Source organism: Shewanella electrodiphila, from assembly GCF_023283985.1.
In the GTDB taxonomy this organism is placed as follows: Bacteria; Pseudomonadota; Gammaproteobacteria; order Enterobacterales; family Shewanellaceae; genus Shewanella; species Shewanella electrodiphila.
On record NZ_JAKIKU010000001.1, the window covers coordinates 171669 to 196747 of the forward strand.

At 40.4% G+C, this 25079-nt stretch carries 24 protein-coding genes; 11 read left to right on the forward strand and 13 right to left on the reverse strand.

Annotated features, from left to right (window positions below; all coding sequences use genetic code 11):
• The first annotated feature begins 203 nt into the window (after nucleotides 1-203).
• Nucleotides 204-1943 carry an ABC transporter transmembrane domain-containing protein gene (locus tag L2737_RS00775; RefSeq protein ID WP_248954810.1) on the forward strand — a complete coding sequence of 580 codons (1740 nt, stop codon included), beginning with the start codon at nucleotides 204-206 and terminating at the stop codon, nucleotides 1941-1943.
• 129 nt (nucleotides 1944-2072) lie between these two features.
• Here the strand turns inward: L2737_RS00775 and L2737_RS00780 are convergent, their stop codons facing one another.
• Nucleotides 2073-3671 (reverse strand): AMP-binding protein, encoded by a 1599-nt coding sequence (locus L2737_RS00780; RefSeq protein ID WP_248954449.1) that lies wholly within the window; start codon nucleotides 3669-3671, stop codon nucleotides 2073-2075.
• 480 nt (nucleotides 3672-4151) lie between these two features.
• Here L2737_RS00780 and L2737_RS00785 point away from each other — a divergent pair, with 480 nt between their 5' ends.
• Complete coding sequence (locus tag L2737_RS00785) at nucleotides 4152-6764, forward strand: TonB-dependent receptor plug domain-containing protein (protein ID WP_428848363.1); 2613 nt, start codon at nucleotides 4152-4154, stop codon at nucleotides 6762-6764.
• Between the two features lie 93 nt (nucleotides 6765-6857).
• Here L2737_RS00785 and L2737_RS00790 read toward each other — a convergent pair whose 3' ends face one another.
• A complete protein-coding gene (locus tag L2737_RS00790) occupies nucleotides 6858-7388 on the reverse strand; it encodes a thioredoxin family protein (protein WP_102529865.1) in 531 nt (176 codons plus the stop codon).
• Nucleotides 7389-7561: 173 nt separating this feature from the next.
• Between L2737_RS00790 and L2737_RS00795 the strand changes: the two genes are divergently transcribed.
• The gene (locus tag L2737_RS00795) at nucleotides 7562-8179 is read left to right on the forward strand and encodes a LysE family translocator (protein ID WP_102529864.1); all 618 of its coding nucleotides are present in this window, start codon (nucleotides 7562-7564) and stop codon (nucleotides 8177-8179) included.
• A 74-nt stretch (nucleotides 8180-8253) separates the two neighbouring features.
• Here the strand turns inward: L2737_RS00795 and L2737_RS00800 are convergent, their stop codons facing one another.
• From L2737_RS00800 to L2737_RS22415, 3 genes are all read right to left on the reverse strand, one after another.
• Nucleotides 8254-8577, reverse strand: a complete 324-nt coding sequence (locus tag L2737_RS00800; RefSeq protein WP_102529863.1) for a DUF3144 domain-containing protein — start codon at nucleotides 8575-8577, stop codon at nucleotides 8254-8256.
• A gap of 71 nt (nucleotides 8578-8648) precedes the next feature.
• Nucleotides 8649-8822 (reverse strand): hypothetical protein, encoded by a 174-nt coding sequence (locus L2737_RS22410; protein WP_346349182.1) that lies wholly within the window; start codon nucleotides 8820-8822, stop codon nucleotides 8649-8651.
• 126 nt (nucleotides 8823-8948) lie between these two features.
• On the reverse strand, nucleotides 8949-9194 hold the full coding sequence (locus L2737_RS22415) for a prepilin-type N-terminal cleavage/methylation domain-containing protein (protein ID WP_346349183.1): 246 nt from the start codon (nucleotides 9192-9194) through the stop codon (nucleotides 8949-8951).
• Nucleotides 9195-9289: 95 nt separating this feature from the next.
• On the opposite strand from L2737_RS22415, the gene ung reads away from it, so the two are divergent.
• Nucleotides 9290-9949 carry a uracil-DNA glycosylase gene (gene ung / locus L2737_RS00810; RefSeq protein ID WP_248954450.1) on the forward strand — a complete coding sequence of 220 codons (660 nt, stop codon included), beginning with the start codon at nucleotides 9290-9292 and terminating at the stop codon, nucleotides 9947-9949.
• A 101-nt stretch (nucleotides 9950-10050) separates the two neighbouring features.
• On the opposite strand, the gene ispB is transcribed toward ung, so the two are convergent.
• Complete coding sequence (gene ispB, locus L2737_RS00815; RefSeq protein ID WP_102529860.1) at nucleotides 10051-11022, reverse strand: octaprenyl diphosphate synthase; 972 nt, start codon at nucleotides 11020-11022, stop codon at nucleotides 10051-10053.
• Between the two features lie 277 nt (nucleotides 11023-11299).
• Here ispB and rplU point away from each other — a divergent pair, with 277 nt between their 5' ends.
• The 7 genes from rplU (at nucleotide 11300) to L2737_RS00850 (ending at nucleotide 15555) form a co-directional block, all read left to right on the forward strand.
• Nucleotides 11300-11611 (forward strand): 50S ribosomal protein L21, encoded by a 312-nt coding sequence (gene rplU, locus L2737_RS00820; RefSeq protein ID WP_102529859.1) that lies wholly within the window; start codon nucleotides 11300-11302, stop codon nucleotides 11609-11611.
• Nucleotides 11612-11627: 16 nt separating this feature from the next.
• Nucleotides 11628-11882 (forward strand): 50S ribosomal protein L27, encoded by a 255-nt coding sequence (gene rpmA, locus L2737_RS00825; RefSeq protein ID WP_055024328.1) that lies wholly within the window; start codon nucleotides 11628-11630, stop codon nucleotides 11880-11882.
• Nucleotides 11883-12113: 231 nt separating this feature from the next.
• Nucleotides 12114-13280, forward strand: coding sequence for an Obg family GTPase CgtA (gene cgtA, locus L2737_RS00830; protein ID WP_102529858.1), 1167 nt, complete (start codon nucleotides 12114-12116; stop codon nucleotides 13278-13280).
• 62 nt (nucleotides 13281-13342) lie between these two features.
• Nucleotides 13343-14107, forward strand: coding sequence for a threonine/serine exporter family protein (locus L2737_RS00835; RefSeq protein ID WP_102529857.1), 765 nt, complete (start codon nucleotides 13343-13345; stop codon nucleotides 14105-14107).
• Nucleotides 14104-14571, forward strand: a complete 468-nt coding sequence (locus L2737_RS00840; protein ID WP_102529856.1) for a threonine/serine exporter family protein — start codon at nucleotides 14104-14106, stop codon at nucleotides 14569-14571. Before L2737_RS00835 ends, L2737_RS00840 begins: the two co-directional genes overlap by 4 nt.
• A gap of 27 nt (nucleotides 14572-14598) precedes the next feature.
• The gene (gene folA / locus L2737_RS00845) at nucleotides 14599-15075 is read left to right on the forward strand and encodes a type 3 dihydrofolate reductase (RefSeq protein ID WP_102529855.1); all 477 of its coding nucleotides are present in this window, start codon (nucleotides 14599-14601) and stop codon (nucleotides 15073-15075) included.
• 87 nt (nucleotides 15076-15162) lie between these two features.
• Complete coding sequence (locus L2737_RS00850; RefSeq protein ID WP_102529854.1) at nucleotides 15163-15555, forward strand: DUF3718 domain-containing protein; 393 nt, start codon at nucleotides 15163-15165, stop codon at nucleotides 15553-15555.
• 440 nt (nucleotides 15556-15995) lie between these two features.
• Here L2737_RS00850 and L2737_RS00855 read toward each other — a convergent pair whose 3' ends face one another.
• From L2737_RS00855 to lptD, 7 genes are all read right to left on the reverse strand, one after another.
• A complete protein-coding gene (locus L2737_RS00855) occupies nucleotides 15996-18017 on the reverse strand; it encodes a HAMP domain-containing methyl-accepting chemotaxis protein (protein ID WP_248954451.1) in 2022 nt (673 codons plus the stop codon).
• A gap of 122 nt (nucleotides 18018-18139) precedes the next feature.
• Complete coding sequence (locus L2737_RS00860) at nucleotides 18140-18955, reverse strand: symmetrical bis(5'-nucleosyl)-tetraphosphatase (RefSeq protein WP_248954452.1); 816 nt, start codon at nucleotides 18953-18955, stop codon at nucleotides 18140-18142.
• 4 nt (nucleotides 18956-18959) lie between these two features.
• On the reverse strand, nucleotides 18960-19340 hold the full coding sequence (gene apaG, locus L2737_RS00865) for a Co2+/Mg2+ efflux protein ApaG (protein WP_248954453.1): 381 nt from the start codon (nucleotides 19338-19340) through the stop codon (nucleotides 18960-18962).
• 48 nt (nucleotides 19341-19388) lie between these two features.
• A complete protein-coding gene (gene rsmA / locus L2737_RS00870; protein WP_102529850.1) occupies nucleotides 19389-20195 on the reverse strand; it encodes a 16S rRNA (adenine(1518)-N(6)/adenine(1519)-N(6))-dimethyltransferase RsmA in 807 nt (268 codons plus the stop codon).
• A gap of 7 nt (nucleotides 20196-20202) precedes the next feature.
• Complete coding sequence (gene pdxA / locus L2737_RS00875; RefSeq protein WP_102529849.1) at nucleotides 20203-21189, reverse strand: 4-hydroxythreonine-4-phosphate dehydrogenase PdxA; 987 nt, start codon at nucleotides 21187-21189, stop codon at nucleotides 20203-20205.
• A gap of 9 nt (nucleotides 21190-21198) precedes the next feature.
• Complete coding sequence (gene surA, locus L2737_RS00880; protein WP_229367986.1) at nucleotides 21199-22503, reverse strand: peptidylprolyl isomerase SurA; 1305 nt, start codon at nucleotides 22501-22503, stop codon at nucleotides 21199-21201.
• 134 nt (nucleotides 22504-22637) lie between these two features.
• The gene (gene lptD / locus L2737_RS00885) at nucleotides 22638-24938 is read right to left on the reverse strand and encodes an LPS assembly protein LptD (RefSeq protein WP_248954454.1); all 2301 of its coding nucleotides are present in this window, start codon (nucleotides 24936-24938) and stop codon (nucleotides 22638-22640) included.
• Between the last annotated feature and the right edge of the window lie 141 nt (nucleotides 24939-25079).

Genomic DNA, 25079 nt, shown 5'->3' on the forward strand with positions numbered 1-25079 from the left:
TTATTTTTGGCTTACTTATGTTGTTAACAATAGTAGCAGCATTTAAGGTTGTGTTGATACATAACGCCGATTGATAATACATCTACATTACTTGTTTTTGTTGTTATTATCCTAATTAACTTAGTTTCTGGTGGATGTAAACTGTGCCGAATTCAAAAGAGAGAGCGTCAACAGAGGCTCTCTTATCTAATACTTCCTCTTCTATTGCTGTATTACCTTGGATATTTGATTTTCTCAAACCTTATAAACTAAAAGTGTTTGCAGCAATAATCTTTTTGTTTATTGGCTCCTTTGCTTGGCTTTCTTTAGGTCAAGGCGTGCGGATGATGGTGGATGAAGGCTTCTTGGCTGATAACGCTGAGCGCCTTAATGAAATTGTACTGTTCATATTAGTCATCACGGCCATTAGCGGCAGTGCCGTATTTTGTCGTTTTTACTTAATGACCTGGCTTGGCGAACGAGTTATCGCTGATATTCGTTTGACTGTTTACAACCATTTATTGAATTTATCCCCTGCATTTTTTGCCGAGCAGCGTACTGGTGAAGTCATATCAAGGTTTACCGCTGACAGCACACTATTACAAAGTGTTGTTGGCAGTAGTTTATCAATGGCATTTCGCTCAACTGTGACAGTGCTCGGTGCTATTGTGATGATGGCGATAACCAGCCTTAAACTTACAGGACTAGTGTTACTCGCTGTGCCAATGGTGTTTATTCCGGTGATCTTTTTAGGCAAAAAAGTGCGTCAGTATTCACGTAAAAGCCAAGATAAAGTCGGTGATTTAGGCGCATACATTGATGAAACTCTGCATGAGATCCATACCGTGCAGGCTTATGGGCATGAGCGTAAAGATAGAACCGAGTTTAATAGCCAAGTTGAATCGGTTATGACCGCAGCGAAAGGGCGAATTTTATATCGCTCAATTTTAATCTCGTCAGTGATGTTCTTAAGTATTGCAGCAATAGCCTTGGTTTTGTGGGTAGGCGCACAAGATGTAATGCAAAATAATATCAGTGCGGGTGAATTGTCTGCCTTTATGTTTTACGCGGTGATGGCAGCAGGTTCAGTTGCCACAATCAGCGAAGTCTTTAGTGAAATACAGCGTGCTTCAGGGGCTGCAGAAAGACTGATTGAGTTAGTACATACTCCGCTTGATATCCCCGAAGTGACAACCCCTATAGTTTTACCTGCCAACATCAATGGGTGTTTGAGTCTTGAAGCGCTTCGTTTTGCCTATCCAAGTAGTAAAGAAGACGTCATTAAAGGCATTGACCTTACTATATCAGCAGGCGAAAGGGTGGCATTAGTGGGCGAGAGTGGTGCAGGTAAAAGCACGCTGTTTGAGCTATTACTACGCTTTTATCAGCCTAAAGCAGGTTTGGTTAAGTTAGACGATATTGATGTATCGAGGTTAAGCCTAGAGCAGCTTAGGGCGCAATATGCATTGGTGCCTCAAGAGTCAGTCATATTTGCCACGAGTGTATTTGAAAACGTGCGCTACGGTCGTATTGATGCAACAAAAGAGCAAGTGCAGCAAGCTTGCATTACCGCAAAAGCGGATGAGTTTATTCAGGAGTTATCGGACGGTTATGATACTTATCTTGGTGAGCGTGGGGTTAAGTTATCAGGTGGACAAAAACAGCGTATTGCCATTGCTAGGGCAATATTAGCCGATAGACCAATATTGTTATTAGATGAAGCCACGAGTGCGTTAGATGCTGTGAGTGAAGTCAAGGTTAAGCAAGGGTTAGACAACCTAATGCAGGGGAGAACAACGCTAATTATCGCTCATCGACTCGCGACAGTGATTAATGCCGACAGAATTGTCGTGCTTGAAAAAGGCCAAATAGTTGCCATAGGGACACATCAAGAGCTAATGCAGTCTAGTGATGTTTACCAAGAGTTTGCCAGCTTGCAGTTACTGACAGAGCAGAGTGGTTAATCGTAATCGTAATTGACATGAGTTAAGCAATAACAACAAGAGTGTTAACATAAGCAAACGCCACTATCTAAGCTGATAGTGGCGTTTTTTATTAAGACTTGCCAATGAAATATTAGCGACTTAATGAGATTACTTTCTGAGTTCACGCCTTAGAATTTTGCCCACAGTACTTTTAGGTAACTGGGGTGTAAATTCAATGATGCGCGGTACTTTATAAGCGGTTAATTGACTGCGGCAATAGTCAGATATTTGTTGCTTAGTTTGCGCTTCATCAGTTGTCGCTTCTTTTAATACAATAACAGCTTTGACTGCTTCACCTGACTTATCATCTGCTACACCGACAACTGCACATTCAAGTACTAATTCATTTTGCGATAATACGTCTTCAACTTCGTTAGGGTACACATTAAAGCCAGATACGATGATCATGTCTTTTTTACGGTCAACTATTTTATGAAAGCCATCAGCTGTCGCGACAGCAATATCACCGGTTTTAAAGAAACCATCTTGGGTCATAACTTTGGCTGTTTCAGCTGGCTGTTGCCAATAGCCTTGCATAACTTGTGGCCCTTTTACTGCTAATTCACCCGCATCTGCGAGTGGTACTTCTTCATCATTGATATCAAGGATCTTTACTTGAGTCTCAAGTACGGGTTTACCTATGGTACCTAGCTGCTGAAAACCCGGAGCATTAAGGCTTACAACTGGTGATGTCTCTGATAAACCGTAACCTTCTGAGATCATGCAATTGGTGGTTTGTTGCCAAATATTGGCTGCAGCGCTAGTGAGAGCGGTACCACCAGAGATAGTAATGGTTAACTTACTGAAGTCGAGAGCTTGAAATTCTGGCTGGTGGCATAAGCCAACAAATAAGGTATTTAGGCCGGCAAAACCTGTAAATGGGTAGCTGGCCATGGTCTTTATAAGGCCACTAATATCACGTGGGTTTGGAATGAGTACCGAGCAGCTGCCTGATTCAAAATACAGGACTAGATTCACCATGAATGCATAGATGTGATATATCGGTAAAGGCGCAACAAAAATATCTTCTCCTGGCGTCATGGTGCTAGCGATACGAGATTTAACTTGCGCAGAGTTAGCTAACATATTGCGATGACTTAACATTGCGCCTTTTGATAACCCTGTGGTGCCACCAGTGTATTGCAGTGCGGCAAGATCAGTTTGTAATGGTTTTACTGGGGTGTAATTTGATTGCGCGCCAAGTGCGAGCATCTGATTAAATTCAATCTTTTCAAATGGGGTATCAGCTTGAGGTTGTGGATTAATCAAGTCCAATGCATGCGTACTAATAACTAACGATACTGAAGTTTGTTCAATGACGTTATTTAGTGTTGGCAGTAAATCCGATAACACCACCAAGGCTTTGGCACCAGAATCATTAAATTGATGAATTAATTCACGCTCGGTATATAACGGGTTGGTATTAACAATAATCAGCCCTGCTCGAATCGCCCCGTAAGCTGCAATGACAAATTGGGTAATATTGGGAAGTTGAATTGCAATTCTATCTCCCACTTCAAGTCCACTGTGTTGCTGTAAGTAAGTGGCAAAATGACGTGATGCTGCTTCAATCTCATTAAAAGTGGTTTGCTTGCCCAAACAGGCGTAAGCGACATTGTCTCCATACTGCTGACAAGTTTGTTCAATTAAATCTACCAGCGATTGATACTTTTCTAGGTTTAGTATTGTATCTGCGTCGTATGCCATGGTTATCACCTTTATTGTGTTTGTTCTTCTGATAATCAAACGAGCGTTTAGATTAGAGCTATTGTGCTCAAAAGGTCAACAGAATTCGCGATATATTTTTATTATCACATTAATATATATAGAGTTTTTACTCTACATATGTGGTTTTATACTTGTACAACGAAGGTATTAATGCTGGTTTTTTAAACTAAATAAAGTTATCTGGGTGGTGTTACTAATTAAGTAACGCCTAATCTGCAGGTTAATGTGCTGCTTAGTTGTATTTTTCTATATGCATTCAGTTAATTTATCTTTTTTATTGACTGAAAGGCGTTGATTATTTTGATGAATAATAGAAATTATTAGCAATTGTGTTTTATTTGTTATAAAAATGTAACTGCAAATGGAGTTACTTCATTTTGGGAGAGACGATGTTTACGTCATTGAATTGATTTAAACACCTGTCACAAGCATGAAATTATAATAAATAAAGAGACACCAATGATGACTAATTTAAAGAAAAGGAAGTTTGGCTTAAATTCATTAAGCCTTGCTGTAACAGTGGCTTTAGCCGGCTCTGTTATGTCAACACAAGCAATGGCCGAAGATGAAGAAGTCGCAGAGAATGTAGAAAAAATTGCTGTTGTGGGTAGTCGCGCTGCACCTCGTTCAGTGGGTGATTCCCCTGTGCCCATTGATATTATCAGTGCTGATGAGATCCGTAAGTCGGGTAATTCAGACATGTTAGAAATTTTGAAGGGTTCAGTCCCTTCGTTAAATGTTCATTCAAATCCAATTAGTGATGCAGCTAGTTTGGTTAGACCTGCAAACCTTCGTGGCCTTTCTGCTGACCATACTCTTGTATTAGTTAATGGCAAGCGTCGTCACCGTTCTTCAGTTATTGCTTTTTTAGGTGGTGGTATTAATGATGGTGCTCACGGACCCGATATCTCAGTTATCCCAAGTATTGCGCTGAAGCAAGTTGAAGTTCTTCGTGATGGAGCAGCTGCGCAATATGGTTCAGACGCTATTGCGGGTGTAATGAACTTTGAACTTAGAGATGATGCCGATGGTGGCTCAATTGAAGTTAAGACTGGTGAATATTACGAAGGCGATGGTGCGACGACAGAAGTTTCTGGTTATGTTGGCATGCCGCTTACTAAAAATGGTTTTGCAAATTTAAGTTTCCAGTATAAAAATTCAGATGCAACAAGTCGCAGTACTCAACGCCCTGATGCTGCAGCTTTTGCCGATGCAGGTTTGGATGTTGATAACCCTGCTCAAATTTGGGGCTCTCCAGAAATTAGTGATGATATATCTATCTTTGGTAACTTTGGCATAGAGCTAGACGAATACTCAGAAGCGTATTTGTTTGGTAACTATTCTGAGCGTGATGTGAAAGGTGGATTTTACTATCGTAACCCTCACAATCGTCCGGGTGTTTATTCAAATGATGATGGTGCGACGCTACTTGTGGGTGATTTAACCCCAGGTCCTGTGGGTCAAGTGAATGATGGTCTAGGTTTAGGTGATGGCATAGATTGTCCTGTTATCGACATTACCTCTGCTGATGTGACCTCACAAGCTAATTATATTAATGGAATTCAAGATAACCCAAATTGTTTTGCGTTTAATAAAATGATCCCAGGTGGTTTTACTCCGAACTTTGGTGGCAATATTGTTGATACTTCAATTGTTGCAGGTACCAATGGTGAGTTCCAAATGGATTTCCTTAAAGGCATTACCTATGATTTTAGTGGTTCATACGGCAGCAATGCGTCTAGATATGAAATCGTTAATACTGTAAATGCTTCTTTAGGTCCTGATACTCCACGTGATTTTAGCCCTGGTAAATATATTCAAACTGAGTGGAACTTCAATGCCGATTTCGTTAAATATGTTGATTTTGGATTATCGGGTGATGTGAGTTTTGCCGCAGGTTTAGAGTGGCATGATGAAACATTTGAAGTTATTGCTGGTGACGAGGCTTCTTTCAAAGTGGGCCCATTAACGGATCAAGGTTTCGGTATTGGCTCTAACGGCTTCCCTGGATTTCAGCCATCGGCAGCTGGTGAATATAACAGCAAAAACAAAGCGATTTATTTAGATTCTAGCGTTCCATTTACTGATGATTTCTTAGCTGAATTTGCAGTACGTTTTGAAGATTATGATTCATTTGGTTCAACCACAAACTATAAAGTGGCTGCAAACTGGAACATTGTTGATGAATTTGCTATTCGTGGTTCATTCAATACAGGTTTCAGAGCGCCAACTGTTGGTCAAGCAAACGTTAGTAATGTTCAAACAAACTTATCAGATGGTGTGTTAGTAGACTCTGCGTTACTTCCGCCTACTAACCCAATTTCAGCACAGTTGGGTGGTGAAGAACTATCCCCTGAAGAATCACAAAGCTTTACCTTTGGTGGTATTTATACCCAAGGTGATTTCTTCTTAACTGTCGATTATTACAACATTGAAGTTGAAGACCGTATCAGCCAATCTGATAAAATCACCTTAACAGATGCAGATAAAGAAGCATTAAAAGCAGCCGGTGTACCAAACGTAGATGGTTTGTCGCAAGTGAGTTTCTTTACCAATGATTTTGATACAACCACTCAAGGTATTGATGTTGTAGCAAACTACTCTGCTGAATTATTCGCTGGAGACTCGACCTTTGCTCTTGCCTATAACTGGAACGAAACAGAAGTTGATAGCTTTTCAGATATCACTGGTGACTTTAAAGTTGCTCGTTTAGAAAATGATTTACCTAATCATCGTGCGACCTTCACGTGGGGGCAAAACTGGGATAGTTTCGGACTATTTACGCGACTTAATTACTTTGGTGAATTCCAAGGCGTTCACGTAGATTATGATGCAACAGCGATTACTGGAAGTGCTGCAGTAACAGTAGATATGGAATTTAGTTACTACATTAATGAATCATTTACTGTTGCAGTAGGGGCACAAAACTTATTTGACCAAGAAGCTGAAAAGTTAGCATTTGAGGATGCTACGGGTATTCCAAATAATAACTGGGGTGGACAATACTATGAAACCTCTCCGTTTGGATTTAATGGCGGCTACTACTATTTGAAAGGTTCATACAACTTTTAAGCTAGTTTAGTTTCAAAAAAACCTTGCCAGTTGGCAAGGTTTTTTTATTGGCTGATAGGTAGGTTTACATTTAACTTATCTTAATCAGACTGATTACTTAGCTGCTTCTAAAGATTGAAATACAGCGTTCATGGTTAACTCTACAGGAAGTAGTATTCCTTGAGGATGACTGGGACCATAGACTTTGTTAAATGGTGTACCCATTCCACCATTTTTGCCTACATAGCTTTCAATCATGGGGTTGGGCTCTGTCCAGTTACCTTTCATTAGTACAATATTATCTGCTTCTAATGCATTTACTATCGTTTCACGACGAGTGACATTCGCTTTATTGCTTCGACACGGTAAACACCAGTCAGCGTATATATCGACAAAAACGGTATAACCTTGATCGACTAATGGGGCTATCTGTGCAGGGTTGAGAGGCTGCCATTGTAGTCGTTTATATGCATTATAATCTTCAGTTTTTTGTAAAAATGCATATATCCCAGTAAAGCATATCGTCATAAAACCTAACAATATAATAATGGCGGTAGGAATATTTTTCCCTTTGATTTTAAAGAAAATAAGTAACGCAATACCAGCAAGCAATAAACCAAGCAATATAGGAAACATTAAGGTCATGATGATGTTCTCTGAGATGTGTACAGTATATTGATATTCACTATATCAAGGATTACTTAATTTGAGGTTAAATGAATGTTGTTAATAGAAATTCATGGTAACGTACGGTTTTTAATGAGTTGATTCATACAGACTCAAAGAGTTAACAATGCAAAATATGGGAATCGAGTGTAATGGCGTTTAGTACTTGGTTAGGTTTACTAGCCATTTGTTGTTTAGGGGCGATGTCGCCAGGGCCAAGTTTAGCTATGGTATTGAGGCATACTTTGTCAGGCGGGCGATTACATGGCGTTGTTTGTGCTTGGGCGCACTCAATCGGTATTGGCGTTTATGCATTGGTGACGTTATTAGGACTGGCTGTTGTTTTAGAAAAATCACCCATTATTTTTAACGCCATTGCGGTTGTTGGGGCACTTTATCTTGCATGGATGGGGTTTCAAGCACTTCAATCTAAAGGAGGCATGGAGCAAAAACTGCAATCTGGCGAGCCAAGTTCATTGCTTCAAGCGGCGAGAGATGGCTTAGCAATTTCATTATTTAACCCGAAAATCTTATTGTTTTTTCTCGCCCTATTTAGTCAATTCGTTATAGCGGCTGAAACGCTTACAGGGCAAACTTTGATTGTACTAACCCCGCTTGTGGTCGATGGTTTGTGGTATACGATTATTGCAGTGGTGTTGTCTCACGGGCCTGTTTTGTCACGGCTTCGCGACAAGGCGGCGATAATTGATAAGTTGTCAGGGGTAGTGCTTATTTTACTAGCAGTTAGGGTGATTATTAATTTGTTCTAGTGTTACAAGGTTGGTTTAGCCGAAAAATACAAAGCCATCGGTTAGATGGCTTTTTCGTATATTAAGTCTATCAATTAGCCTTTGAAGACTTGCACTGAATCATCAGCTTTTTCTTCTGTGGCTTTTTGTCCGCCTGGAGGGTTCTTGATATGGTCATTCAAGTTTTCGTTCAGCATGCCTTTGTATTCATCAGAGAACCAATTTAAGGCATTTTCTTTTTCTGCTTCTAAATCTGAAGACTTGATTGCAGCTTCGAAGGCATTGTAGCGCGCAGCAGCAAAGCGAAGCGCAGTACCGACTTTACCGATATCATTTTCAGTTTGACCAAGTTGATTTGCCAGGGCAATAAATTGATCCGCTAATTGGTACATGGTTGTTTCTGTTTTTTCTTCAGACATGAAAATCTTCTCACAATGATTTAAAAATTAGCCAAGAGTCTACCTACTTTACCGACAGAATAAAGTAGCAATTACGTATTCGGGTCAGAATCTGTGATCACTTGACCATTGCGTGAGTCGTAATAGATTGAGAGTGTGGCTAATGGATTATAGAAATACCGACATTGATCTGGATTGATATAAGTGGCTCTGTAAACTGAGTCGTCAGGGTTAGTGCTGGTTGTAATGGAAGGAGCATCTTGCAAGATCGTCTCCCAAACGGAAATACAGTCATTGGTGTTATTGAGTCTTGGGGATGATTCAAAAGGAGGCCAATTTTGCGCCGGATAGCCCCATTGATTAATGTCTAGCTGACCATCAGTACCTGCGTTTTAAAAAATCTGAAGATTATCAGCAGGGCCAGAATTTCCTAACGCTGCCCATTTCATATTAGCCAATGAAATACCGCTGGAAAAAGCGCCGCCAGTCCCTTGGACTGTAGAAACTTCAGCATCTTGTTTAATATTGATAAACTTGGGTAATGCGATAACGGCAATAACGCCTAGTATAATAATAACAACGACTAATTCTATTAGGGTAAAACCAAATGTCTTGTTGGTGTTCAGTTTCTTGGGCATCAACGAACATCCTTTTTATTTTGTTATGAAATTAATTTTAAGTTAAAAAATATTTTTATGCGAGTTGTTGGCAATTCAGTGGAGTAAATAATCTGATGGACAGTTGGATAGAGTTCATAGCACTAGAAAAAAAGAAAGCGTATTTTGTCGCGATCGAGCAGTTTCTAGATAATCAAAGACGACTTGATAAAGTCATCTTTCCGCCATCGGAAGATATCTATAATGCGTTTGATTTAACCCCACTAGATAAGGTTAAAGTGGTGATACTCGGGCAAGACCCTTATCACGGCGCAGGACAAGCTCATGGCTTATGCTTCTCGGTCCAAGCTGGTGTGAAAACGCCACCTTCATTGGTAAATATTTATAAAGAGCTGAAACAAGATATTGCAGGTTTTGAGATCCCGAAACACGGTAACTTAACCCATTGGGCTGAACAAGGTGTGTTGTTGCTCAATACAGTATTAACGGTTGAAGAAAGTAAGGCTCACTCCCACTCAAAGGCTGGCTGGGAGACTTTTACCGATAATGCCATGCAATGTCTTAATGAACGTGAGGAGTCTATTATATTTGTGTTGTGGGGCGCTCATGCCATTAAGAAGGGTAAGTTAATTAATGCTCCGCAGCATCAGGTTCTAACTGGGCCCCATCCATCACCTTTATCAGCCTATCGTGGCTTCTTTGGCTGTCAGCATTTTTCAAAGGTTAATCAATTGCTGGCACAGAAGGGTAATATGCCGATTGATTGGCAGGTCTAGATATTCAGTAAACCTAACAAACATTTTTTGAACATAATAAAAATGCACTTGGCTAATGAAAGCGAAGTGCATTTTTTTATCGCAAACTTAACAGCTATAAATTAGTTGTTACGTTGAACTGATATTTTAGCTAATGAAATTAACGCTGTTTTATATTCACTATCTGGGATCGGAGCGAGTGCTGCGATCGCTTTATCAGCTTCTTGGTCTGCTTTCTGCTTAGTGTATTCAAGCGCGCCAGATTCTTTGAGTGCTGCAACAATCTCATCGATAGCCTTAGTACCGTCACCTTTTTCAATGGCTTCTTTAATCAGTGCTTTTGCAGTGTCGTTACCGTGTGCCATAGCGTAAATCAATGGCAATGTCGGTTTGCCTTCAGCTAAGTCATCACCGATATTTTTACCAAGCTCATCAGCATCAGCAGTGTAATCTAATAAGTCGTCGGTTAACTGGAATGCAGTTCCGAGGAATTTACCGTATTCACCTAATGCGGTTTGCTGTTCTTGACTCACATCTGCAATCACACCTGTGAGTAAGGTCGCGGCTTCGAATAATTTAGCTGTTTTGCAGTAAATCACTCGCATATAATTTTCTTCCGTGGTTTCAGGGTCATTACAATTCATCAATTGTAAGACTTCACCTTCAGCAAGAATATTGGTGGTATCTGCTAAAACTCTTAGCACTTTCATGCTGTCGAGTTCAGTCATCATTTGGAAAGAACGGGTATATAAGAAGTCACCAACAAGTACGCTAGCACTATTTCCAAAAAGCGCATTAGCAGTTTTGCGGCCGCGCCTTAGGGTCGATTCATCTACTACATCATCATGCAATAAAGAAGCTGTGTGGATAAATTCAATAATGGCAGCTAACTTAAGATGTTCTTCACCTTTATAGTCAATAGCGCGAGCGGCTAATACAGAAAGCAGTGGACGAAGTCTCTTACCACCACCATTGATAATGTAAAAACCCAGTTGGTTTATTAATGCAACATCAGACTCAAGTTGTTTGTAAATTAACTGATTGACGGCTTGCATGTCATTATCAGCTAGTTGACGAATGGCGTTCAAATCCATAATGGTCTCTAGTTATTAGGCTATTGGGCAAATTATATTGCCCACTATATAAGGTTCAAATTGTATATTAACAAATTTTAACTAATTTTCATGCCTTAGACAGCTTTTGTTCTTAGATAGTGAGAGTTAAACCGAGCTTTTTTTAATGATTCAAATTTAACGCTTGCCAGACTGCTAATCTTGCCGTAGAATCCGCGCCCATTGTCATTAAAAGTTTTTAGCACCCGATATCTACTATTACGAATCGGAGTGTTAGTCCATTTGGAGTGAAATAGCTATGTACGCTGTTTTTCAAAGTGGCGGAAAGCAACATCGTGTTGCTGAAGGTCATACAGTTCGTTTAGAGAAAATTGAAGTTGCTACTGGTGAAACTGTAGAGTTTGATCAAGTATTATTGGTTGCTGATGGTGAGAACGTTCACGTTGGTACTCCTCTAGTTGCTAGTGGTAAAGTTGTTGCTGAAGTGGTTAGCCACGGTCGCGGTGAGAAAGTAACTATTCAAAAGTTCAATCGTCGTAAGCATCACGAAAAGAAAATGGGCCATCGTCAATGGTTCACTGAAGTTAAAATCACTGCGATCAGCGCATAATTTAGGAGTCTAACTCATGGCACATAAAAAAGCTGGCGGTTCTACTCGTAACGGCCGCGATTCAGAAAGCAAACGTCTTGGTGTTAAGCGTTTCGGTGGCGAATCAGTTGTTGCTGGTAACATCATCGTACGTCAACGTGGTACTAAGTTCCACGCTGGTGTAAACGTAGGTATCGGTCGTGACCATACTTTGTTTGCATTAACAGACGGTAAAGTTAAGTTTCAAGTAAAAGGTCCTAATAACCGTAAGTTTATTAGCATCGAAGCTTAATTCTAGACTCTAATCAGTCTTTGAAAGCCCCGCCTTCTGGCGGGGCTTTTGTGTTTTTTACCTCATTGTTGAATTTAGTTAACTAAACTTCAATGAAGTATTTCGATGTATCACATCGATAGTTATTTTTTTGCAGTAAGCGATTTATGGTGATTGTATCTTCTACGCTTCCCTGCACATCTCAGTCTTTTGAGGTTATAATTGGCACATTAAGTGGTGTCAGGAGTATGTATGAAGTTTATAGATGAGGCTAAAATCAAAGTTGAAGCGGGTAACGGTGGCAGTGGCTGTGTTAGCTTCAGACGTGAGAAATATGTGCCAGACGGCGGCCCAGACGGTGGTGACGGCGGTGATGGCGGTAACGTATTTTTAGTCGCAGACGAAAACATGAACACGCTTATTGATTTTCGATTTGTACGTTCTTATATCGCTGAACGTGGTAAGAATGGTCGTGGTCGTGACTGTACCGGTCATGGCGGCGAAGATACGTTATTAAAAGTACCAGTAGGTACGCGTGCAATGGATTTTGAAACTGAAGAGTTGCTAGGCGATTTAACCACTCATGGTCAGAAATTATTAGTGGCTAAAGGTGGTTTCCACGGTTTAGGTAATACTCGCTTTAAAAGCAGTACTAACCGCGCTCCAAGACAAAAAACCTTAGGAACAGCAGGCGAAGTACGCATGCTTAAACTTGAGTTATTGCTATTGGCTGACGTTGGTTTATTGGGATTACCTAATGCAGGTAAATCAACCTTTATACGTTCAGTTTCTCGTGCAACGCCAAAGGTTGCTGATTACCCGTTCACGACATTAGTACCTAACCTTGGTGTAGTAAACCCACGTCCAGGCCAAAGCTTTGTCATCGCAGATATCCCAGGTTTGATTGAAGGTGCTTCTGACGGTGCAGGTTTAGGTATTCGATTCTTAAAGCATTTAGAGCGTTGTCGTGTGTTATTACACATCATCGATATCGATCCTATTGATGGCAGCGATCCTGTTGAATCTGCTCGCTCAATTGTGGCTGAACTTGAGAAGTACTCTCCAAAGTTAGCAGCCAAACCTCGTTGGTTAGTGTTTAACAAAATAGATTTGCTTCAAGAAGATGAGCTTGCTGAGAAAATGGAGCACATCGTTAAGGAAATCGATTGGAAAGGCGACATTTATACTATGTCGGCATTCAACCGTACCAATACAGAAGACCTCAGTCTGAAATTGTTAGACTTTATTTCTGCACTTCCTGCTGAAGATGAACTCGCAAATCCTGAAGATGAAGTTGAATTCAAGTGGGATAATTATCATCAAGCAAACGTTGAATCAGTCAATGAAGATTATGATGACGATTTTGATGATGACTTTGACGAAGATGATTATGATGTAGAGATTATTTATCAACGTTAATATTGAGAGATAAAATCGGCTAGATTATTATGGTGTTATTAATAGGGTAATAAGAGAGACCAGTGTACGCAGAAACTCAAAATGATATCACTCGTCTTGTGGTACGCAGTGCGCAATTACTCTTAGCTTACGGCGCTGAATCTGATCTTGTTGAAGAGATCAGCCAGCGCTTAGGCAAAGCTCTCGGCTTAGCCAGTATCGAACTTTCCATCTCCTCCAACTCTCTCGTTTTAACCAGCCTAGTTCATGGGCGTTGTATCACCACCACAAGACGTATTAGAGAGCATGGCATCAATATGATGATTGTGTGTGAGGTGCAACGAATTTGCCTACTTGCAGAAAAGGGCATTTATGGCGCGAAGCAGGTCAAAAGACGTTTAGAAAAAATTGAACCGAGGAGCTACCCAGCCAAGTATGTTATTGGCATGATAGGCCTATCTTGTGCGAGTTTTTGTCACTTATTTGGTGGTGATGTCGCGTCATGTATCATTACCTTTATCGCCTCAGCTGTCGGGATGTCAGTACGACTGTCATTAGTTAAAAAGCATTTTAATTTACTGATTATTTTTTCAATAACTGCTTTCATCACCACATTAATCGCCCAGCTTGGCTATGTCATTGATGTAACTGATACGCCTAAAACAGCCATGGCAGCCAGTGTCCTAATGTTGGTGCCGGGTTTTCCTTTGATTAACGCTATTTCGGATATGGTTAAAGGCCATATGAATGTTGGAATATCCCGTTGGGGACATGCCACGTTGTTAACCTTATCCACAGTGATAGGGATTACGTTGGCAATGGCACTGGGAGGGGAGTTTTTTCTATGAATCTCTTCCTAGAGTTACTCCATGATGCTTTCTTTTCTGCAATACCAGCGATCGGCTTTGCAATGGTGTTTAATGTTCCAAAGCGGTTTTTACCTTACTGTGGTTTAGCTGGCGCCATTGGCCATAGCTTTCGATCTTTATTGATGCACTTTGATATGCCTATTGAGTGGGCAACCTTTGCTGCAGCTGCACTTGTTGGCGTGATGACTATCCGTTTTGCTAAGAAACATTTAGCGCCTCCGCTTATGTATTCTGTTGCTGCCATTATTCCTATGGTACCTGGCACATACGCATACAATACCTTGATATCAATTGTACAACTCAGTGTTCAAGAACAAATAAGCAGCGATTTAACTTCGCTAGTGATTTTTAACGGCTTAAAAACGGTATTTATTCTGGGTGCTATCGCGGTGGGGCTGGCTATGCCATCACTGGTTTATTATCGCACTCGACCCATTATTTAAATTCTTAAGCATTTATAAGGACTATACATGCGCATCGCAATGATTGCCGCCATGGCAAATAATCGTGTTATCGGTAAAGACAATAAAATGCCTTGGCATTTACCTGAAGACTTAAAACACTTTAAAGCCATGACATTAGGAAAACCTGTGGTGATGGGGCGCAAGACTTTTGAATCTATTGGAAGACCACTCCCAGGGCGTCATAATATTGTGATAACTCGTCAGAATGATTATCAGCCTGAAGGGGTCAGTTGCGTAAATTCTTTTGAGGCAGCAAAAGAACTTGTTAGCGATTGTGAGGAAATAGTTGTGATTGGTGGTGGACAACTCTATAAAGAAATTCTACCGCTAGCCGATACGCTTTATCTAACCTTCATAGAGTTAACTGTTGATGGTGACACCTTTTTTCCTGAGTGGGATGATGGTAGCTGGACATTAACTGAGAAGGTTGTTGAGATAAATGAATCACAATTGCAATATAGCTTTAACACTTTGGTGAAATAATGTTAAATTGTGTCCTGTGTTACCCTGAATTGATACTTACCCTTGATGGTAGGTACAAAAATAAAAATACCTAAAAAGGAGTGTCAGATGCGTTTATTGCCAGTGGCCTTAGCAGCCCTAATTGCAGCATCTTTTGTGTCAACCCCTGCCGAAGCGAATACCGATCAACTTGTCGCAAACATTTGTGATTATGTAAAATCTAATGACAAAAACCGTTTACGTAAAAAGTTGAAAGAAAGCCGCGTAAAATTACGCAATATTTACACTGGTGTTTCTTGTGACGGTAACAGCTTATTAAGAACAGCTTACAACTCTAATTCATTAGAAGTAGGTGAGTATATTGCAAAGCGTCTTCCTGCCGGTGACTTAAGCACACCAGAAGCTGACGGTAAAAGCATTCTTGATTGGGCAAATGCAAATGGTCATAGCGGAAGTGCTATTACTGCTGCAGTTCAAGATCGTATCAGCGGTGGTGAATAAACGTTAGTTTACGTATTGAGTCATTTGTTACGGTTTGGTGCAATAGAAAGTGTATTGCGTCATAACGAGCTAGATTGATTGTTGATTTGCGTCTTTCGTTAGTACAAATAGCAATTAATCTAAAAACCGCCATCATGGCGGTTTTTTTATGGCTTTAAATTGATGATTAATAACCGTCTTACAGATGTTGGATATAGATGTTTGTTCACTGAACAAGCTAGCGTTACAAACTCACTTGCCTAGCTAATCAGATATTAGATTAATTGAAAGAAGTGGTGGTAAACGCTTTATTCTTATCTGCTTTATGCTTCTTTGAAACCCTTTTTTATCCTCTGAAGTGTTAAGTTGTGGCTGCAGGCGAAACGTCGGCTTTAAAGTGGATTTAAGGTATTAAAAAAGGCTCCTAAGAGCCTTTTGTTTAAATGATAATAGTTGGGTGTTTATACTCGAAACTCGCCCACAGAGCTTTGTAGCTCTTCAGATAGCATTGCTACTTGATGGCTTGACTGCGCAGTTTGATCTGCACCCGTTGCCGTTTCTTCTGATATAGCGGCAATATGTTCTAGCATTTCTGATACTTGCTGGCTGACAAGGTTTTGCTCTTGTGCAGCTTGAGCAATATGATTACCAGAATCGTAGGCTTTGTGAACCGATTGACTAATGGTTTCTAGTGCTAAGTTCGCTTGCTCTGTTTTATCAACACAGCTACTTGCTTGAGAGCGACCTAACTCCATCACTGACACAGCTTGTTGAGCACCTTGCTGCAGTATCTCAATCATTTGCTGAATCTCACTTGTCGATTCTTGAGTTCGAGATGCTAAGCTTCGCACTTCATCTGCTACGACAGCGAATCCGCGCCCTTGTTCACCTGCACGTGCAGCTTCAATTGCAGCATTAAGTGCAAGTAAGTTTGTTTGTTCTGCAATACCACGAATAACATCAAGAATTGAACCAATAGAAGCACTATCAGAATGAACTTTATTAATCACTTGACCTGCTTTAGCAACTTCATCAGCGAGGGCAAGAATCGTTAGCTTGTTTTCTTCAGCAATTGTGCGCATATGCTGTGTTTCTTCATCAGCCTGTTTAATTTGCTCTAGTGCTTGATCAGCGCTCATTGACACTTGCTGAGCACTTGAACTTAATTGTGTTGTGGCTGTAGCGACTTGGTCAACTTGGCTCTTTTGCTCTTGGATACCACTGGTTGTTTGAGTGGTGATTGCAGACGTTTCTTCAGCTGCTGCTGCAAGTTGGTTTGAGCGGTCTAGAATACCAACAATCAGATTTCGTAGGCTATCGACTAAACTGTTACAGTTTTTAGCAAGCTCTGCAAATTCATCATGTCCCGTGTCATCAAGCTTATGAGTCAGATCACCCGAGGCGAGAATATTTAATGCCTGATTCACTTTCGCTAATGAACGAGTCAGTGGTTTAACCACTGCAATACTTACAACAATCGAAACGAGAATGGCAAGAATGACAACAAACATTGTTTTTAAACTGGCAGAGTCGATATTTTCAATTGCACTATCACTAATTTCTCCAGTAAAGCTTTCGATATTCTTGGCCAAATTAATCATCTTAGCGTTAAGGTCCAAGCGTGATTTGTCTGTTGCGGCTAGCATTTTTTGAGCTTGCTGAGCATGAGTTAATTGCTGACCTTTCATCGCAACAATGGCATTGCTGTCGTTAATTAATTTAAATACCGCCTCACTTTCGGTATTTAGGTTACTTAGCGTATTTTCGCTGATGATACCTTGTCCTTGACGGTTTATATGTTCAATCTTAACTCGTGTATCACTGACCATATAGTCAAGCTCATTAACTATTACGTTGTACTTGCTGTTGTCTTTTGCTGCAACTAAGTCGTATACCGTAGTGATAATATTGATAAAGGTACTGTCTACAACGCCGGCTGTCGCAGCAATACTTTGCTCGGTTGCATCATCACTCATTTCTAGGTCAATCAGATCTAACAGAATTGACGATGCTTCATCTGCACTATCTTCTAAGTCACTTCGTAGTGATAAAAGCGTTTCATGCTTAATAAGTGCGCTTTCATGTTCTTCTAGCATGAGCTTGCTGTTTTTATCAAAACTTGAATAGCTAGATTTTAATTGCGAAAGATTACTTGAAAACTCTTGTCTATCGGAGATGAGGTTTGACAGCTTATTCAAGGTTTTAGTTAATTCTGCTGATTCTGTCTGGATCTTTTTCTCAACAGCAGGGATTTGTGCAGACTGATCTGTGTAATAGCCAAATAAAATTTGAATTTGCTGAGCACTTAAGTTTTGGGTTAATTCACCCGTTGCAGTGAGGGCTGGTAGGCTAACTCTTTGCAACGTTGTAGTGCTATCTTTAATGGTACTATTGGTAAGCAGTGATACACCTCCCAATATGATTAAAAGTAGTGTTACAACAGTAAAACCGCCAATGACTCTGGTGGCAACATTAATTTTCATAGCATACTCCGGCTGTTATTATTTTATCCCGAATTTATCTCTTGATCGCTCAGGGTAATGTGATCATGTGAGATCTATTAGCTTTATCGGCTAAGGTTATTATTAGTTTAACAATTTATTAATTATTTTAGTTTTTGCTGAATTATTTTTTCATTGGTTTCAGCATGCCAAAGTGTCATATATTCTCCCCAACAACAGCCCGTATCCAATGCCAAAACGTTATCTTGTTGAGTCACTCCCATAAGAGCGGCCCAATGGCCAAATACTAAAGTGTGGTTGTCTTTAAGCTCTGAATCGAATTCAAACCAAGGTGTTAACCCTGAGTTTTTATCTTTTATTGGCTTTTTACATCCAAAATCCAAACTACCATCTGGATGTAAGTAACGCATTCGCGTCAGCGCATTAATGCAGTACCTTAATCTAGGTAGCCCTTTAGACTTACTATCCCATAAATCAGGCGCTTCAGTGTACATTTTTGCGATAAGAGAGTTTAGATAATCATTCTCTTTTAGCGCATTGCTCACAGCAAGGGCTTCAGTTTGCAGTGTGGTTAAATCCCACTGCGGCGGCACACCTGCATGGGTCATGATGATATTATGCGAAGGTAAGGTTTGTACCAAGGGCTGTTGTCTTAGCCAATCAATCAAGTTAGAAACGTCATCAGCCGCGAGCAGCTCAGCTAGGTTATCTTTGGGATTAGCTCTTTTAAGCTTACCGTGTAAAGCCAGTAAATGGAGGTCATGATTACCTAGGGTGACTTTAGCGCTGCCTTCTAAGGATTTTAAATAACGAAGCGTTTGCAGAGAACCATGGCCACGAGCAACTAAGTCACCGACTGCCCAAAGTTCATCCTTTGCTGGGTTGAAGTCTACCTTTGCTAGCAGCAATTTAAGTTCGTCAAAACAACCCTGTATATCGCCAACAAAATAATGTGCCATAGTGCTACTGTAAAATACCTGGAATCGCGAGTCTAAAAGTAGGAATATTAGCTTTAAAAGGCTCACCTTGTTCGGTCACCATGCCGTAGCTGCCTTCCATAAAGCCAACAGGGGTTTCCATAACGGTGCCACTTGAATATTGATAAGCGGTATCAGGAGCAATAGTTGGAGTTTCACCGACAACACCAGGCCCTTTGACTTCGCTAGTATCACCATTGGCGTTAGTGATGATCCAGTGACGGTCTTTTAGCGTGATTGGGATTTCGCTGAGGTTAATAATGGTGATGGTATAACTGAACAAATACTTTTCATCTTCTGCTGATGATTGTTCTTCAAGGTAATTTGTTTCAACTTTTATTTTTACGTTAGCAGCTACAGAGGTCATCAAACTTCCTAAAAAAAGAAAGGGCATTTAATTAAAATGCCCTTGAATTTACTCACCTTTATCACAAACCAAATTGGCTAGCGCAACATATTGTTCAACGCTTATTTGCTCTGGTCTGAGTGTAGAATCAATGTTTAATTGACTAAACTCTTCGTCAGTGATCATTTGCTTTAAGTTATTTCTTAATGTTTTACGACGCATGTTAAAGGCTGTGGTACATAAATGGCGTAAAACATTCACATCTTTACAGGGGAAAGGCTTCACATCGTAAGGCAATAAACGCACCACTGCAGAATCTACTTTTGGTGCAGGCTTAAAGCTCTCTGGCGGTACTTCTAGAACAGGAACCACTTTACAGAAATACTGAGCCATGACAGTTAAGCGGCCATAAGCTTTTGTGCCTGGACTTGCAGACAAGCGTAGTACCACTTCTTTTTGCAGCATAAAGTGCATGGTTTCGATGATTTCGGCAAATTCGAAAAGGTGAAACATCAACGGCGTTGAGATGTTGTATGGCAAGTTGCCAAATACTTTCATCTTTTTACCGTCTTGTTGAAGCTGGCTAAAATCAAAATTAAGCGCATCACCTTGGTTAATGGTTAATTTATCTTTTAATACTGGGTGATTTTGTAAACGCTCTACAAGATCCTTATCCAGTTCAACAACCGTTAAATTATCAACTGCATCTGCAACGGGTTCAGTTAATGCACCTAAACCAGGACCAATTTCAACCATTACATGATCGTTGTCTGGTGAGATTGCGCCCACAATTCTACTGATGACACTTTCATCAGTTAAAAAGTTTTGCCCGAAACGTTTTCTAGCCGTGTGGCCTAAATGTACTTTATTGCTCATTGGAAATTTATTTACTTACTTTTGAGGCCAATTCAATGGCTTTGTTTAATGCACAGGTAAAACTACCGCAATCTGCTTCGCCAGTGCCCGCAAGTTCTAATGCAGTGCCATGATCGACAGAGGTTCTGATATACGGAAGACCTAAGGTGATATTAACCGATTTTCCAAAACCTAATGATTTAAGTACTGGAAGTCCTTGGTCGTGATACATAGCAAGAACCACATCTGCTTCTTGTAAGTATTTAGGTTGGAATAGTGTATCAGCAGGCAAAGGCCCGACAATATCAATACCCTGTTCACGCAGCTCATTTAGCGCTGGGATCATGATATCAATTTCTTCCCTTCCTAAGTGTCCATCTTCACCTGCATGAGGATTTAATCCACACACATATATTTTAGGTGAAGTGATGCCAAACTTTTGCACTAATTCGCTGTGCAAAATTTGGATAATATGGTGTAAACGTTCGCGAGTTATTGCCTTGGCAACATACGCTAATGGAATATGTGTGGTCATTAGCGCCACTTGTAAACCTGGCGCAGCAAGCATCATAACTACATCTTGGCAATTTGCTTGTAATGCAAAGAATTCAGTGTGGCCACTAAAAGGAATGCCTGCTTGGTTAATAATGCCTTTATGAACTGGGCCAGTGACCACTGCAGCAAATTCATTGCTCATGTTCTTTTCACCGGCATAACGCAGGGTATCTACAACATAAGCGCTGTTTATTTCGTTTAGTTTTCCGCATTCAACTTCTGCGGCTAATGTAAACGGAGCGATGGTCAATGTGCCAGCTTCTTGCGGTTTAGCATCAAGTGTAGGCTGGTAAGGACGTAGACTCAGCGGCAAACCTAACATTTTAGCTCGGCTGGTTAATAATTCCGGATCTGCACAAACAACTAACTCAGCAGGCCAAGCCTGCTGAGCAAGTTTAATTACAATATCTGGGCCGATACTCGCCGGTTCACCCGGCGTAATCGCAATTCTTTGTGTCATTAAATTAGGTTAACCTCGAGTACTCTCTGGTTCAAAAACTTCAATGTAAGCTTCTGTACGCATTTCATCTAACCAGTTCTGCAGTTCTTCGTTAAATTTACGACGATAGATTAACTGATGAGCACGGTTACTATTAAACTGATCCGTTGCATCAGTTGTACGTTTTTCTTCTAATTGAGCTATGTGCCAGCCGTGTGTGGTGCGGAAAGGCTCACTTATCTCATATATTTCAAGACTGTTTAGTGTTTGAGCAAACTCAGGTACGTAAACAGTTGGTTCAGCCCAACCTAATTCGCCGCCTTTAGCCCCTGAACCAGGATCTTCTGAATATTGACGGGCTAGATCTGCAAAGTCAGCTTCACCTGAACGAATTTGTGATAAGAAGCTTTCTAGCATTGCCTTGGCGCGATCTTCAGAAAGGATCGGTGACGGTTTCAGCAGAATATGGCGTGAACGTACTTCACTGATTTCTTGGGTTTGTAGACCTCGGGCATCCATGATTTTAATAATATGGAATCCAGAACCACTTTTAATTGGACCGATAACATCGCCATTTTTCGCATCAGTAACCACCTCAGCAAAAAGTGTAGGCATTTCATTGATGCTCATATAATCCCAAATACCGCCTTCTAGCGCTTTAGGTCCTGAAGAAGAGGCAATCGCTGTACGTCTGAAATCTTCACCCTCATTTAAGCGATCAAGTACGATGTTAGCACGCTTGCTTGATGCTTCAAGTTGCTCACTGGTTGGGTTGCTAGGCACTTCAATTAAGATATGACCTACTTGGAACTCAACATCTTTAAGGCCTTGCTCTTGAATCATCTTAACTAAGTTATTGATCTCTTGCGGAGAAACCTGAATACGACGCTGAACTTGAATACGTTGAATTTCACCAATGGTAATTTCTTCACGAAGTTGTTCACGGTATTGACCGAAGCTCATGCCTTCGCTTTCGATCTGTTGTTGCATTTGGCTAACAGTTAACTGTTGCTCTTTAGCAATATTTTCGATGGTTTGATCTAATTGTAAATCACCAATTGAAAGACCGATTCGTTCAGCCATTTGTAACTGTAAATGAGTTAAAATTAAGCGTTCAATAACTTGAGTGCGTAAGGCATTATCTGAAGGCAGACCTTGACCCGCTTTTTCAGCATTTGATTTAACCGAAGTGATCATATGGCTGATTTCGCTTTCGAGTATGATACCTTCATTGATTTGCACGGCAACGCTGTCTAGCGGCACAGGAGCAGCTATCGATACTTGGCTTGCAGCCAGAGTAAATAAAGCAAAAATCATTTTCTTACAGTGTTTCATCCACAGAATCCTTGGCACTTAAATTTTCTAATTATTATTGGCACTGTCGCCAAAATAGTGTTGTTAACGTTTAATAGGACTATTTGTTTTCCACTAGGTTCAGCAATCTATCACAAATGGTGCATAAATGATGGCTAATTGCTTAAGTAAAGTGGTTTGCGATAGTTAAATAATCCTTCGTTTAGCATATCTTCAACACCGAGAGGACCAGAACCACCTAAACCTTTAATAATAAAGTTGAGGTATACGCCACTCTCAAATTGTTCTCTAGTATCAATACTAGGGTTTAAATCATCGTCGTAATTGGTCTTGATGCGGTAATGATAACTTAAACGCATTGCCCAGCAACAAGCCTCATATTGCACCCCAGTGTAGGTTTCAATACTACGAGATTCGTTGAGGTCGTAATAAAAATTACCCACAAAATACAAATCGTCGCTAATAGGCCATGAGGTACGCATACCCACCTGAGAAATATCTACTCGGTCGTTGGTATTGGTATTTAATAGGTCTGGCACATAGCGATAACTAAACTGAAGCAACTTATCATTACTTGGACGAAAATCTAATGTCACTTCACTTTTCTTGGTTTCACCTTGTTCACTATCAAATTGCACAGCACCACTAATGAACCAATCTTGGTAAAGGTTAGCATCCACTTCAGCGGCTAATACTGAGGTTGACGGTGATACTTCAACATTCTCATCAGCAAAGTTAATTTTACTGTCTTGGAAATAAATAATTTGACCAATACTGACTTTTAATTTCTCGATATTCGCGTCATCAAATAAACGCGTTGTGAGACCTAATGTCATTTGGTTTGCATCAGCGATTCTATCAAGACCTGAGTAACGTCGGTCGCGGAATAAACCAAAGTAATCTTCTTGTAATTTAGCTGAATCGTAAATGCCAATACCATCTTGGTCTTCATAGCCGACATAAAGGTATTGAAATTGTGGCTCTAGTGTTTGCCTAAAATCGGCGTCAAACATATGGGTTTCACGCTCAAAGTTAATTTGACCGTGCAGTCGGGCTTGAGGGATGGTACGACTCACCGTATCTTCAAGTTCACTATCACTGGCAATATTATTTTGCCAATATTGAGTTTGAAGTAACTTTATTTCACTGGTCAATGAACCCGCTGGGCCCTGAATAGGTAGGGTAATACTCGGCTCCATGTGGAAACGCGTTGCCGTTGAGTATTCATTTTCTTTGTGCTGAAAGTTTGTTAATTCAGAATTAAATTTGAAATCTAACCCTTCCCAGAAATCATTAGTTTGATAATTAAAGTTAAGCTGTGGCATGACTTGATACGGCACTTCGTCTTCGCCCAGCACTTTAATGTCTTGGACCTTCATACCAAAATCCCAATCTTTTTCAAAGTAATTGATTTCACCCACTCTCGATAACTGATTATCGGTAGAACGATTGACATCTGAACTTAAATCATTGAAATAGTTATTATCTGATACGTCAGTAAAGTTTGCTTGTACACGCCAGTTCTCATTAATTGAACCTTGGTGACGCCAGTGGTAAAGGTAACGATCTGGACTATTGTCTAATTTGTCATCATTGGCGAGATATTCTAGGTTAAATTGACCGTCTTGGTCTTCACCTGCTAAATATCGAAATTCTGTTTTAGAGTAAAAACCACGTGCAGACATATAAGTCGGCGTGAAGGTTAGGTCATACTCAGGCGAAATATTCCAGTAATAAGGTGTGCTAACTTCAACACCATTGGTGGTGCTGGTGCTAAAGTCAGGGAATAAGAAACCCGACTTACGCTTATCAGAAATTGGAATTGTCATATAAGGCACATACATCACGGGTACACCCGCAATACGGATTTTAGCATCCCAAATTTCGCCCCACTCTTCAGTGCTATCAATGCGGATTTCTTCCGCTTCTAACAGCCACGAATTATCGCCTACAGGACAAGTGGTAAAATTGGTATTGCGTAACTCAAGGTTATTTTGTTCAGTGACTTTTAGTTGTTCAGCATCGCCATGGATTTGCTGACCATGCAACCAATATTGCGCACCATTAAGTGTCGCGCTACTGGAAACCATTTGCGCATTGAGGGAGTCCGCTGTAACAGTGAACATCTCATCTGAGAAAATTAAGTTACCATTGGCATCTAATTGTTCATTTTTTTGGTCCAAAATAGCTTCGTCAGCGCTGATATGACGAGTACCTTGGCTAAAACTGACGTTACCTGAGAAATGTGCTTTATCGCCCATAGCAGCTTCTGAACGATCAGAAATGATCACAATATCTTCAGCTGATAAATTAGGGACTTGTTGGCGTTCGTCAATCGAACTAGAAACCGGTGGGTTAATCACACAATGAAGCTCAACCGCTTCTGTGTCAGTGGGTTCTTGTGCCGAGACTAGGTTAGGTAACAGGCTCAATGCCAGAAAGTAGCGGATCTGCATTTTAATTAATGATTATGAATTCTTAGTCTAGACAAAATGAATCGAAAAAAAGCCGCAGCTAACAATTTATCTTTAGCTGTTTCCAAATGTTATGTTGGCTATAATAAAGCAATTTTCCCATAAGAGCCATTGAGATGAGTT